Source organism: Paremcibacter congregatus, from assembly GCF_006385135.1.
Classification (GTDB): domain Bacteria; phylum Pseudomonadota; class Alphaproteobacteria; order Sphingomonadales; family Emcibacteraceae; genus Paremcibacter; species Paremcibacter congregatus.
This window is the reverse complement of sequence record NZ_CP041025.1, coordinates 1,417,980-1,430,827: the sequence shown is the minus strand read 5'-3', so window position 1 is coordinate 1,430,827 and position 12,848 is coordinate 1,417,980. Positions and strand designations below refer to the sequence as shown.

Below are 12,848 nucleotides of genomic sequence, written 5' to 3'. Positions count from 1 at the left end.
CAATCATTAACCTTACTCTATCATCGGCTGGTCAATCTGTGACCCTAGACCATGGTCCATATGGTCTCCTGCCCGGTTGATCCTTCACTATGGGATGACATAACACAATCATAAAAGAAGAGGACCATCAGGTTACCTCTTTGAATTATAAGAAATATTAGAGAGACTCATGAGTGAACCATTAAGTATGATTGGCCTGATCGGTGGCCTGCTCCTCCTTATTATTTTGACCATTCGCGGGGTCAATGTAATGATCGCCGGGCCTTTGTCGGCCCTGTTTGTCGCACTGATGAGCGGCCTTGCGCTTTTTCCGCAATGGGCCGACCCGGGGCAGGCTGACTATGTGGCGAGCTACATGCAGGGCTTTTCAGGCTTTATCTTCTCCTGGTTCCCGATCTTTATCCTCGGCGCCATATTCGGCAAGGTCATGGAAGACTGCGGGGCGGCCGACAGCATATCCCACTGGATCGTCGGCAAGCTCGGCATGACCCATGCGGTATTCGCCATTGTCGCGGCCTGCGCCGTGATGACATACGGTGGTGTCAGTCTTTTTGTCGTGGCTTTTTCCGTCTACCCTATGGCGCTCAGCCTGTTTAAACAAGCCAACCTCCCCCGCCGTTTCATACCTGCGGCCCTGGCCTTTGGCTCCGTCACCTTCACCATGACGTCCGCCGGATCACCGGAAATCCAGAACGTGATTCCGATCAAATTCCTCGGCACGACGCTTTATTCCGGCTGGCAGGTCAGCATCGTCGTGGCAATTTTTATGGCGAGCTTTGGATTCTGGTGGCTGAAACGCATGATCCGCAAGGCCGTAGAAAATGGCGAAGCCTATGATGAGCGGGAAAATGACCCGATCATTGTGCAAAACGGTACCTTACCCAATCCTTTTCTCAGCATGGTGCCATTGATCCTGGTGCTCGGCGTGGCCTTCGCCTTCCATGACAGCCTCAAGCAATCCGCGCTGCTAATCGCACTGAGCGCCGGGGTGTTGAGCACCATCATCTTCAACTGGAAACTGTTCAAAAATCTCGAAGGCGCGTTATCCACCGGCACCGCCGGTGCGTTGATCGCCATTGGCAATACCGCCGCCGTAGTGGGTTTCGGCACCGTCGCCAAGGCGTCCCCGGCTTTCGGCGTTGTCGTCGAGGCCATGACCAGCTTGCCGGGCCACGAACTCATCGGCGCCGCTGTTGCGGTCAGTGTCATTGCCGGTCTTACCGGGTCCGCGTCTGGTGGTCAGTCCATCGCCCTGCCGGTTCTCGCACCGCATTATCTGGACCTCGGGGTTGACCCTGACGCCCTGCATCGGGTGGTTGCCATTTCGTCAGGCGCGCTCGACAGCCTGCCTCACAATGGCTATGTGGTCACCACCATCCGCGCCATCTGCGGCGAAAAGCATAAAGACGCCTACGGCCCCCTTGCAGCACTGACGGTAATTGTGCCAGTGTTAGGGGTCATCATGGCCATTGCATTGTTTTTGATATAACGTGATAGAAAAAGAGGGAAACATCATGACAAATCGTTTTTTTGGATTAGCCCTGACCGGGGTCACTGCGCTCGGCCTTACCGCATGTGCTGCCGAGAAAGAAAGCAGCATCGCGCAATCAGTCGCCCCGGACTTTCTGGTCGGCGAGTTGGTGCGCACTGCCTATGATGGACAAAGTGATGACCTGCTCACCGGCGGGCTTGGCCTTGAAGGTTTGCAATCCCCGACACCACCCGGCTTTCACAACCCGGACGCGCCGACCGTGGAGGAACTGCGCCGGTATGCCATCTATACCAACTACCGCGCCCTGATCGACACGTCGACGGCGGGTGGATTTGGCCGGATTTACGGCCCCAACGTGGGCAACAGTGACCCCAGTGGCAAAGTCGCCGGCACAGAATACCTTAGCTTTATGAAACTCAGCCCCGCCCATCAGAATGTCACTCTGATGGTGCAAATCCCCGCCAGTTTCAATAATGAAAAGCCCTGCCTGATCACCGGCCCCTCTTCCGGGTCACGCGGCATCTACGGCGCGATCGGCACCACCGGCGAATGGGCTCTGAAGAAAGGCTGCGCCATTGCCTATACTGACAAGGGAACCGGCACCGGCTTTCATCATCTGACCGCCGGCAAGGTCTATGATCTGCAGGGACGCCTGATCGATGCCGTTACCGCCGGGGACCGGTCAAGTTTTACCGTCCCCCTGACCCCGGAGCTAAAGGCCTATAACGAGGAATTTCCTCATCGCGTTGCGGTGCAACACGCGCATTCCGGCCTTAATGATGAAAAAAACTGGGGCCAGTATGTCCTCTCCTCAATCAAATTCGCCTTTTATGTTCTGAACAAGGAACGCGGCGACGGGGCGGTCTTGTTCACCCCGGAGAATACCCTGGTGATCAGTTCAAGCATTTCCCAAGGGGGCAACAGTTCCCTGATGGCTGCAGAGCAGGATACGGAAGGTCTGATTGATGCTGTTGCCGTGGCCGAGCCCAATCTGCCCATGCCCCAGGGCAGCGATTTCGCCATTCAGATGGGTGACCAGCCCCCCTTCCGCGGGCATAGTAAACACCTTTATGATTACAGTACGTTTCTCAACCTTTATCAGCCCTGCGCGGTGCTGACTGAAACAGCCCTGAACGCACCGTTTGGCGCGGGCGCAAATCCGGCTGCCAAACAACTTCTTGAAGGTCATTGCGGCCTGCTCAAAGCCCGCGGCCTTCTCGACGCGGACAGCACAGAGGGGCAAATAGCAGAATCCGCCGCCAAAATCCGTGAAATGGGCGTGCTGGATGAAACCCTCGATCTTGGCCCGATCAATGTCGCCATCAAACTTTGGGCCTCAATTTCGGCAGATTATGGCAATGCGTATGGCCGTTTCTCCGCTCTCGACAATCTGTGTGGCTTGAGTTACGCCAAAATGTCGCCAACGGGCCAGGCTGTGGCCGAAACCGAGGCCGAGATGGCGGCTCTCTTTGCCCAATCCGGCGGTATTGCCCCGGTAGCTTCCCTCACCTTCGCGCCGACAGAACTGAAACTGCCGATAGATTTTGGTCTGTGTTACAGAAATCTGGTAACCGGCAACAGCCCCGACGCACAACGCGTGCAAAAGGGCATGGCGGAAACGCACCATACCGCCAATCTGCAGGGCAAGCCGGCAATTATCGTCCACGGACAGGCGGATGCACTCATCCACGTCAACCACAGTTCCCGCGCTTATCTGGGCCTTAACCACCTGGTGGAAGGCGCCGAAAGCCAATTGCATTATTACGAAATTGCCAACGCGCATCATTTTGACGCCTTCAACGCCTTCCCCGGATTTAACAATCGTTATGTGCCCCTGCATCACTATTTCTCGACAACGCTGGATCTGATGTATAACCATATGACCAAAGGTACACCGCTGCCGGACAGTCAGGTGATCTGGACCAAAAGGCGCGCCACGGACACCGCGGGCAAAGTTGAAGACCTCACAGAAGAACATCTGACCGGAATTTTGCAGACAGTGGACAAGTCCCGCATTAAGATCGAACAGGGAATCGTCAAGATCCCCGTTCAATAGTATAAGTAACATGAGCTGATATGCTGCAAACCTGGGTTATCATCACCGTCTCACTGGGCTATGTCGGACTGCTGTTCGCCATAGCCTACTGGGGGGACAAGCGGTCTCTCGAACGCCCCCATAACCGGTATCGCAGCGTGATTTACAGTCTAACGCTGGCGGTCTATTGCACGTCATGGGCTTTTTACGGCACCTCGGGTCAAACCGCCGCCACCGGCTGGATCATGGCGCCAACCTATCTGGGGTCCATCATCGTTCTTGTACTCGCCTGGCCCTTTCTGATCAAGATGATCACGGTGGCCAAGAAACAGAATATCACCTCGATCGCCGACTTTCTGTCTTCCCGTTATGGCAAGTCGCAACAACTGGCAATCTTGGTCACTCTCGTGGCGACCATGGGGGTCGTGCCCTACATCGCCCTGCAGTTAAAGGCCGTGTCAACAAGTTTCAATGTACTCACCGGTCAGACGATCCTTGATCACAATACCGGCACTATATATTTGTTTGAAGACACCGCTATCTTCGTTGCAGGCCTTATGGCGCTGTTCACCATCCTGTTCGGCACCCGCCACATCAAATCCAACGAACATCACGAAGGCATGATGCTGGCCATCGCCTTTGAATCAATCGTCAAGCTCACCGCTTTCACCGGGGTCGGACTTTTTATCACCTACGGTTTGTTCGACGGATTCGGGGATATTACCGCCCGCATTGCACAGAATGACTCTATTCAGGCGATCTTCACCGAGGGCAACCGCCACAACAGCTTCCTGACCTCCGTCGTACTCGGCATGACGGCAATTTTCTGCCTGCCGCGCCAGTTCCATGTGCTGGTGGTGGAAAATTCTGAACCGGGTGATATTCGCCTGACCCGCTGGCTGTTCCCCATTTACCTGATTGGCATGAGCCTGTTTATCTTTCCCATAGCCGCAGCCGGTCTGCTCACCCCGTCAGCGGGCAGTAATCAGGATCTCTATATCCTCACCCTGCCGCTTACCGTTGGCCGCACCGATCTCGCTTTGCTCGCCTTTATCGGCGGCCTGTCCGCCGCCACCAGCATGGTGATCGTCGGCGCCGTGGCGTTGAGCACCATGGTGTCCAACGATGTGGTCATGCCGATTATCCTGCGGTTGAAATGGTTGCGGCTTGACGAACGTAAGGACATCAGCTGGCTGTTGCTTACCATTCGCCGGATCACCATCGTCGCCATCATGTTTCTCGCCTATTTTTATTACCGCATGGTGGTCAGCTTTGACGCCCTTGCCTCCATAGGACTGCTGTCTATGGTTCTGGCGGCCCAATTCGCCCCGGCAATCGTCGGCGGGCTTTACTGGAAGGGCGCGACCCATCGCGGCGCCATGGGGGGCATTTGCATCGGCTTTGCTCTTTGGTGCTTCACATTACTGGTGCCTCTCGTGGTCCGGGCCGGATGGATTTCCCCGGATATCCTTGACAATGGCCTGTTCGGCCTCAGCCTGCTCAGGCCGGAAAGCCTGTTTGGCGTACAAAATATGACCCCCGTCACCCACGGCCTGATCTGGAGCCTTGGCGCCAATGTTATGGCGTTTGTTTTGCTGTCCCGATTGAGCCGTCACACTCTGATCGAACATATTCAAGCCGCCACCTACGTCGACAGCGGATCACAAATTGCCACAGAACCCGGGGTCGTCATCCGCTCTTCCGCCAAAGTGTCCGACCTGATGGCGCTTGGGGAACGTTTTGTTGGCGTTACCCAAGCGCGGCAGGCCTTTTCCAATTTCGCCGCTGAACGGGGGGAAGCTCTCTCGCCCAATCAACCGGCCCATGATGATCTGGTCCTGTTTACCGAACATCTGCTCGCCGGCGCCATCGGCTCCGCCACAGCCCGTGTAGTCATTAATACCGGTCTGCAGGGCCGCGAGATTCAACTGGATGATTTTGTTTCCATCGTTGACGAGGCTTCGGAAGTTTTTCAGGCCAACCGTACTCTGCTGCAAAAGTCCCTGGAAAATGTCAATGTCGGCATCAGCGTAGTGGACAAGGACCTGCATCTGGTAGCCTGGAACAAATGTTATCTTGATATGTTTGATTATCCGGAAGGTTTTATTTATGCCGGGCGATATATTGGCGATGTTCTGGCCCATAACGCCACCCAGGGCCTGTTTGGCACGGAACAGATTGATCTGCAAATTCAAAAACGCCTTGATCATTTAAGCCGTGGTACCAAATACAGTGTCGAGCGCACCCTGCCCAACGGCCGTGTGATTGAAATTCATGGACGCCCCCTGCCCGGTGGCGGATTCGTTACCAGCTATTCCGACATTACGACCCATAAACAGGCCGCCGATACCCTGTTGCGGGCCAATGAAATCCTTGAACAACGGGTCACGGCCCGCACTGGCGAACTTATGGCCGCCAAGGCCGAGGCGGAACAGGCCAATATCAGCAAGACCCGCTTCCTTGCCGCCGCCAGTCATGACCTTCTGCAACCCCTGAATGCCGCCCGGCTGTTCACCTCGGCCCTGACAGAAAAGACAACCGATAACGACATACGGCCGTTGATCAATCATCTGGACAGCAGCCTGAATGCAGTGGAAGGTCTGCTTGACGGTCTGCTGGAAATTTCAAAGCTGGACGCCGGGGTTCTCCGGCCTGATCTTCGTGATTTCGCCCTGATGGATCTGCTGACCGACCTGGACCATGAATTTACCGCCATCGCCCGCGATCAGGGCATTGCATTCAAGATGCTGCCCACCAAGGCCATCGTCCATAGCGACCCGAAACTGTTGCGTCGGGTACTGCAGAATTTTATCAGCAATGCCATTCGGTATACAGATCAGGGCCGGGTTCTGGTGGGGGGCCGCATCAGCGGCCCTGACCGTATCACCCTGCAGGTGTATGATACGGGATGTGGGATATCCGAGCATAAGCTCGACGAAATATTCATAGAATTCAAGCAGTTGAACCAGAAAAGTGAAGTCAATTCTAAGGAACAGGGCCTCGGCCTCGGCCTTGCCATTGTTGAACGCATATGCCGCTTACTTGATCATTCCCTGACGGTGAATTCGACCCCGGGGAAAGGGTCCGTATTTAGCATAGGCCTGCCGCTGTCGACAAAAAAACACCTGCGGAAGAAATCAGCTACAGCGGCGAAAAAAACACCCGCCAACCGACTGGTCTTCGCCGACCTGCATATTCTATGCATTGACAATGACCCGGACATCCTCACCGGGATGCAGGCGTTACTGTCCAATTGGGGGTGCCGTGTCACCTGCTGCCGCGCCCTTGATGATGTGGCAGGAACTTCGGCAAACGGCAAGCCGGATATCATATTGGCTGACTATCATCTGGATAAGGGAAAGAATGGCATAGACGCCCTGAACACCCTGCAAATCAGAATGGGGGGCGATATTCCCGGCATCGTCATTTCCGCCGATTATACCGAAGATGTCAAACGGCAGGCAGAGGAGCATGGCTACAAGTTTCTCAGGAAGCCGTTAAAGGCCGCCGCATTGCGCGCCCTGATTAACAGCCAGGTCATCTACCAGAGGCCCAAGGCCTAGGCTTCTTCCTCGGCATCAAGTTTCTGGGCGGCGATAATCAGATGACTGCGGCTATAAGCGCCAAATTTTTTCAGAATTCCCGTGACATGGGCTTTGACAGTTCCCTCCGCGACCCCCATTTCATAGGCGATTTGTTTATTGAGCATGCCGCCCGCCAGATAGCCGAATACCCGGAACTGCTGCGGGGTCAGGCTCGCCACGGTTTCCGCGATAGAGGTTTCCTCGTCTTCCACCTGATGCGGGGTCAAGGTAATCCCCGGGGGCACCCATTCCGATCCCTCATATACAGTTTTTATCGCCGCCGCGATATCCGGCAGATCTGTGGACTTGGGTATAAAGCCGGAAGCGCCATGACTAATGGCCTTGGCCGCCACCTTATCCGGGTCTTTACCCGACACCACAACAATAGGAATTTCCGGGTAATGGCCACGCAGGTAAATCAGACCTGAAAATCCCTGCGCCCCGGGCATTTGCAGGTCGAGCAACAGCAGGTCATAAGGCGTTCCCTTTTCCAAAGCCTGTTGCACCTCATCAATAGAGCCGGCCTCTTTAATCGTCGCCTGCTCGAAAGCTAGGCCGATCGCCTGGGTCAATGCCATGCGAAATAACGGATGATCGTCTGCAATCAATATCATGACGGGATCTGTCACATGCCTCTCCCTGGGATGATTTATATCTTTTTATATTGTGATGAAAATACACATCTGGCCGTCACTATACAAGGCAGAACATCCCTTACTCTGATGTTGCGTATCGTCTCAGCAAAAGACCACAGAAAAAAATCAACAGTGCAAAAACAAGATAAAGCCCGAGAGCGCTTCCCCAGTCACCACCCGCACGATGAACGATCAGGGCATAGAGCGGCGGACCAACAAAATGGCCGGTTTGCGATCCCTGAATCAGCATGCCATTCAAGGTGCCCACATGATTTTCCGTCGGGGCAAATTGTGGCACACTGGATAAAGCCGCCGTCGGCAACATGCCCGTCAGGCCAATGGTGAGAATACAACAACCATAGCGGATAATATCCGGCAGATGTTCATTAAACAGACCGATACTGCCAAAGAAGATCAGGATACCGGATATGCAAATCAGCCGCCAATGCGGGATTCCCCGCGCCAGAAGAATTCCGCCCATCATCACTCCCCCGACATTGGACAGGATAATACCCGCTGTCAGAACACCCGCCATCATGGCGCTCAGCCCACGTTGTTCCATCAGAAAACTGGGCAACCAGGCGAGAATCGGCCCCTGCAGCGCCGTGAAGAACAGAAACGGCATGGTCAATAACCAGGGCACCGGTTTTGACAGAACATCGCCCAGCCGTCGAAACAGACCACTAACGGTTTTACTGTGGGTGGCGATCTTTGGCGTATGAAGAAAGAAATACATTATCCCCGCCATCAAAAATGCGATCCCGGCGGAAATCTGCCATAACGTCCGCCAGCCCATCTGATCCAGCAGATAGGGCGCCATCAGAAGCGTCAGGGCAGCTCCCATCGGCATATAGCTGCTCCACAGGCTAAGCGCTATATGGCGCTGATGCGGGGCGGTAATGGATGAAATCATCGCCGGAGCTGTAATCACCACCGCAAGAATGCTGACACCCTCGAAAAAGCGGAACAACAGAATAAATTCAACAGTATGGCTAAGGCTGCCAAACAACCCCGAGATGGCCAACCCCAGAAGCCCGAAGAGCAACGACCGCCGGAAGCCGACATGATCCGCCAGACTGCCCGCCCCCACCCCGATCAACGCCGGTGTCATGTTAATGATGGAAAACAGCAATCCCCCCGCCACCAGACTAAGATTGAGTTCGGATCTGAGGTAGGGTAAGGCCGGAGCCAGTTTAAAAATCTGCGCCGAGGCCACCATGCCGAGACAAAAGAGAAAACCGACAGCGGCCCAGTTGGTGTGTGCAGAAATTTTATTCATGGATTGGGCTTCATAATCAATACGTGAGGCGTTAAGATAAATTAAGCATTATCCTGTTACTTACGGCAAGTGAACAAAAAAGAGAAGATTATGATACCTATTTTACTTTCCGGTGGATCCGGCTCCCGCCTGTGGCCCCTGTCGCGGGCAACTTACCCGAAACAGTTTCTCGCCATGAACAGCGAATTCTCTATGTTTCAGGAGACCTTGCGCCGCCTGAACGGCCTTGACCATCAGGCCCCCATCGTCATTTGTAATGCCGATCACCGCTTTCTCGCCGCCGAAAAACTGCGAGAGCTTGAAATCACGGCGCAAAACATCATTCTGGAACCCATGGGACGCAATACGGCCCCCGCCATCGCCATCGCCGCTCTGGAAGCGTTAAAACAGGGCGGTGACCCGGTTTTGCTGGTGCTGCCCGCCGACCATACCATCCAGGATGCCCCGGCCTTTCATGTGGCGATCAGGAAGGCTGAGAAGCTGGCGCTGGAAGGCGCACTGGTTACTTTCGGTGTGGTGCCGAAAAGCCCCCATACCGGCTATGGCTATATCAAACGCGGCACGACTGAAAAGAATGGTGGATATGATGTGGTGCAATTCGTTGAAAAGCCTGACCTCGCGACCGCAGAAACCTTTCTCAGCAGTGGCGACTATCTGTGGAACGGTGGCATGTTCATGTTCCGCGCCAGTCGCTATCTCGCCGAATTGGAAAAATATAACCCCGACGTGGTCACGCATTGCACCGCTGCTCTTGAACAAGCCGAAGCAGATTTTGACTTCACGCGTCTCAATAGCGATGCTTTCGCCAAATGCCCCGGCATTTCCATCGACTATGCGGTGATGGAACAAACCACTGAAGCCCGGGTAGTGCCGCTTGATGCCGGCTGGAGCGATATTGGGTCCTGGTCTTCCCTGTGGGATGTCTGCGATAAGGATGACAATGGCAACACCCTCACGGGCGATATTATCACCGATAACACCCGGAACAGCTACATCTTCGCCGAACATAAACTGGTCACCACCATCGGCATTGACGAATTGATCGTCGTCGACACCAAGGATGCTCTGCTGGTCGCCCATAAGGACAAATCGGAAGACGTCAAGAACATCCTGGAAGAGCTGAAAAAGCGCGCCCGCACGGAAGCCGTCATCCACCGCGAGGTATACCGCCCCTGGGGGAAATATGATTCCATTGGCTTTGGTGATCGAGATCAGGTCAAACGCATTACGGTGAACCCCGGCGCCAAGCTGTCAAAGCAGATGCATCATCATCGCGCCGAACACTGGATTGTGGTCAAAGGCAGCGCCCGGGTGACCAATGGCGAGAAAACCTTTATGGTCCATGAGAATGAATCCACCTACATCCCCATCGGAACGGTGCACGCCCTGGAGAATCCTGGCGTCATTCCTTTGGAGATGATCGAGGTCCAATCCGGCAGCTACCTCGGCGAAGACGATATCGTGCGGTTTGAAGACCGTTACGGTCGGGCGTGATCATAAAAGAACGGGCCGTTCTGAAGAACGGCCCGCCTTGTACCTCATTGATTTCTGAGATTTAAATTTAGAACTCCTTGGTGAATTTCACGCCAAATTCACTACGGTCCGTGGAGCGGAAAATCAACGTCTGATCCGCGAAGAATGTCCCGTCCAGGCCCGGGAAGCCGAGCGGCACGAACAAACGGCCATTGTCATAAACCTTATTGAATATATTCTCGCCATAAATACTCAGGCGCCAGTCATTGGTCGGTGATTCATAAGTCAGCATGAAGTCCACCAGAGATCGGGACTGATTGAGCAGTTGCGGATGGTTATTCACCTCGGCAAAGACATTGCCCCGGTAGGAATATTCCACATGGGCAATGATACTGCCACCATTATCCAGCTTATGGGTATAATCCGGCGCGATCGACACGGTCCAGTCCGGCGCATTATTCAGTTGGTTACCGACCGACGCCCCCGTCACATTGGCTTTAACCGACGTCACTTCCGTATCCAGATGGCCGATGGCTGACTGAATTCTGAAGTTATCGGAAACCGCCCATGTGGCTTCCACTTCAAATCCTTTGGAATTGGCCTCGGCGGCATTTTCCAGAATGGAGACAAAACCGCCCGGCACGCCAAAGGAGCTCGCGACCACAAAATCGGTATATTTGGTATAGAAGGCCGTGGCATTAACCTGCAACCGCTCAAAGAAAGTTCCTTTGGCGCCAATTTCATAATTCATGGCGTAGGTGGGATCATAGGCCTTGAAAGCCTCTGCGCCGGAGAAAGGCCGCGGTGGATAGCCTCCACTCTGGTAACCCCGGTTGATCGAGCCGTAAAGCGAGATATCGTCTGACGCTTTATAGTTTGCGGATACATTCCAGGTGAGCGCATCCCATTTTTCGTTGCGATCCTGGCGTTCAGCCACGGTATTGAGGAAGGAACTGGCGTCTTTCTTGTCTTCACTATAGCGCAGTCCCCCACCCAGAGACAGGCGATCGGTCACATGATAATCCACATGGGCAAAGGCCGCGTAACTGTTGGTGGTCTGATCCAAAAACTGGAAGCCCTGGTAACCGGCAAAATAAGTTTCATTTTGTTCGATGCCGCCGTCTTCATAGAAATAGAACAGACCGGTGACCCAATTGCCCCAATCTTCGGATCCCTGTATTTGTAATTCCTGAGAGAATTGTTTTGAGTTTCCGGTTTCCGGAAAGCTGAAATATTCCGCGGCAACCCCGTCATCATCACCGCCGGCCACATAGTCCTGCTTACGATAGGAGGTGATTGATTTCACGGTCATGCTATCGGACACTTCCCAGGTTGAGGTCAGCGCGACACCAAAGGAGTCATTGGTGGTTTGCTCCAACCCGTCCGTTGAATGGCTGTCGTTATCCGGATTAACCGGCCCACCGGCAAGCGGTACGCCACCGAACAACGCGATCCGTGGGCTTGCCCCGCCACGATCCGCCGACCGGTCGACGGTCAGCAGAAAATTCGCGCTATCTGTCGGCTGCCAGTTCATCGCCAGGCGGCCATTGACCGAAAATTCCTCGCCGATTTCAGATTTCGGCGCATTTTCCAATAGAGCCTCACCCACGCCGCCGCGGGTAACGATCCCGCCGCTCAGTGACATGGACAGGGTATCGCTGATCCCCATATCCGCATAAAAGGCCGCATCGGCGCGATCACGGGTGCCCGCCTTCACATCGACACGCACGGTGTCTTCACCGGTTGGTTTCTTGGTGATCACATTAACCGCGCCGCCCAGCGTATTACGGCCAAACAAGGTTCCCTGAGGACCGCGTGCAACTTCAATGCGCTCCACATTAATGATGTCAAGATTAGCACCAATGGTCCGGCCCAGATAAACCCCGTCAATATAAATGCCCACAGCAGGATCAGTGGTGATCAAATGATCCACCTGCCCGATTCCCCGAATGGCAACTGTCGCCACATTGGCGCTACCGGCCCCGATACCACCAAAGAAGAGGTTCGGTATGATTTTACCGATATTACCCAGCTCGTTTATGCCACGAGTTTCAATGGCGCTCTCCGTAAAGGCAGAGAGGGCAATCGGCGTGTCCTGTAAACTTTCCGCTGTTTTCCGGGCCGTCACAACTATTTCTTCGAAAATTGCCACATCACCCGCTTCGGCTGTATCCTGCGCCTGGGCGGAAAGCCCACCGGTCAGAACGGAAAGTGCGGCACAACCTAATAAATGCATCTTGAAATTCATGGAGTCCTCCTAAGTTTTTAAAGCGTTTCCCTACGGTATTATGATTTCATACCTTGAGCGTCTTCTCCGTCTGGCGTGTCGCAGAGTTTCTTATCATTTGTA

At 54.3% G+C, this 12,848-nt stretch carries 7 protein-coding genes; 4 read left to right on the top strand and 3 right to left on the bottom strand.

From position 1 onward, the window contains the following. The first annotated feature begins 169 nt into the window (after positions 1 to 169). The 3 genes from FIV45_RS06305 to FIV45_RS06295 are packed head-to-tail and all read left to right on the top strand — an operon-like array spanning position 170 to position 7,090. On the top strand, positions 170 to 1,489 hold the full coding sequence (locus FIV45_RS06305) for a GntP family permease (RefSeq protein WP_099471532.1): 1,320 nt from the start codon (positions 170 to 172) through the stop codon (positions 1,487 to 1,489). 25 nt (positions 1,490 to 1,514) lie between these two features. Continuing rightward, positions 1,515 to 3,548, top strand: coding sequence for a 3-hydroxybutyrate oligomer hydrolase family protein (locus tag FIV45_RS06300; protein WP_099471531.1), 2,034 nt, complete (start codon positions 1,515 to 1,517; stop codon positions 3,546 to 3,548). A 20-nt stretch (positions 3,549 to 3,568) separates the two neighbouring features. Further along, positions 3,569 to 7,090, top strand: a complete 3,522-nt coding sequence (locus tag FIV45_RS06295) for a PAS domain-containing hybrid sensor histidine kinase/response regulator (protein WP_099471530.1) — start codon at positions 3,569 to 3,571, stop codon at positions 7,088 to 7,090. Here the strand turns inward: FIV45_RS06295 and FIV45_RS06290 are convergent. Both FIV45_RS06290 and FIV45_RS06285 read right to left on the bottom strand, forming a co-directional pair. Further along, the gene (locus tag FIV45_RS06290) at positions 7,087 to 7,725 is read right to left on the bottom strand and encodes a response regulator transcription factor (protein WP_099471918.1); all 639 of its coding nucleotides are present in this window, start codon (positions 7,723 to 7,725) and stop codon (positions 7,087 to 7,089) included. The two genes, FIV45_RS06295 and FIV45_RS06290, sit on opposite strands and share 4 nt — an antisense overlap. Before the next feature lie 100 nt (positions 7,726 to 7,825). Continuing rightward, a complete protein-coding gene (locus tag FIV45_RS06285) occupies positions 7,826 to 9,025 on the bottom strand; it encodes an MFS transporter (protein WP_099471529.1) in 1,200 nt (399 codons plus the stop codon). A gap of 90 nt (positions 9,026 to 9,115) precedes the next feature. On the opposite strand from FIV45_RS06285, the gene FIV45_RS06280 reads away from it, so the two are divergent. Further along, positions 9,116 to 10,519 (top strand): mannose-1-phosphate guanylyltransferase/mannose-6-phosphate isomerase, encoded by a 1,404-nt coding sequence (locus FIV45_RS06280; protein WP_099471528.1) that lies wholly within the window; start codon positions 9,116 to 9,118, stop codon positions 10,517 to 10,519. Positions 10,520 to 10,586: 67 nt separating this feature from the next. Here FIV45_RS06280 and FIV45_RS06275 read toward each other — a convergent pair whose 3' ends face one another. Further along, the gene (locus tag FIV45_RS06275; protein ID WP_099471527.1) at positions 10,587 to 12,746 is read right to left on the bottom strand and encodes a TonB-dependent receptor; all 2,160 of its coding nucleotides are present in this window, start codon (positions 12,744 to 12,746) and stop codon (positions 10,587 to 10,589) included. Positions 12,747 to 12,848: the final 102 nt, after the last annotated feature.

Coding starts and splice junctions, on each gene's coding strand:
- FIV45_RS06305 (WP_099471532.1), top strand. CDS start 170: ATGAGTGAACCATTAAGTATGATTGGCCTGATCGGTGGCCTGCTCCTC.
- FIV45_RS06275 (WP_099471527.1), bottom strand. CDS start 12,746: ATGAATTTCAAGATGCATTTATTAGGTTGTGCCGCACTTTCCGTTCTG.
- FIV45_RS06285 (WP_099471529.1), bottom strand. CDS start 9,025: ATGAATAAAATTTCTGCACACACCAACTGGGCCGCTGTCGGTTTTCTC.
- FIV45_RS06280 (WP_099471528.1), top strand. CDS start 9,116: ATGATACCTATTTTACTTTCCGGTGGATCCGGCTCCCGCCTGTGGCCC.
- FIV45_RS06300 (WP_099471531.1), top strand. CDS start 1,515: ATGACAAATCGTTTTTTTGGATTAGCCCTGACCGGGGTCACTGCGCTC.
- FIV45_RS06295 (WP_099471530.1), top strand. CDS start 3,569: ATGCTGCAAACCTGGGTTATCATCACCGTCTCACTGGGCTATGTCGGA.
- FIV45_RS06290 (WP_099471918.1), bottom strand. CDS start 7,725: ATGATATTGATTGCAGACGATCATCCGTTATTTCGCATGGCATTGACC.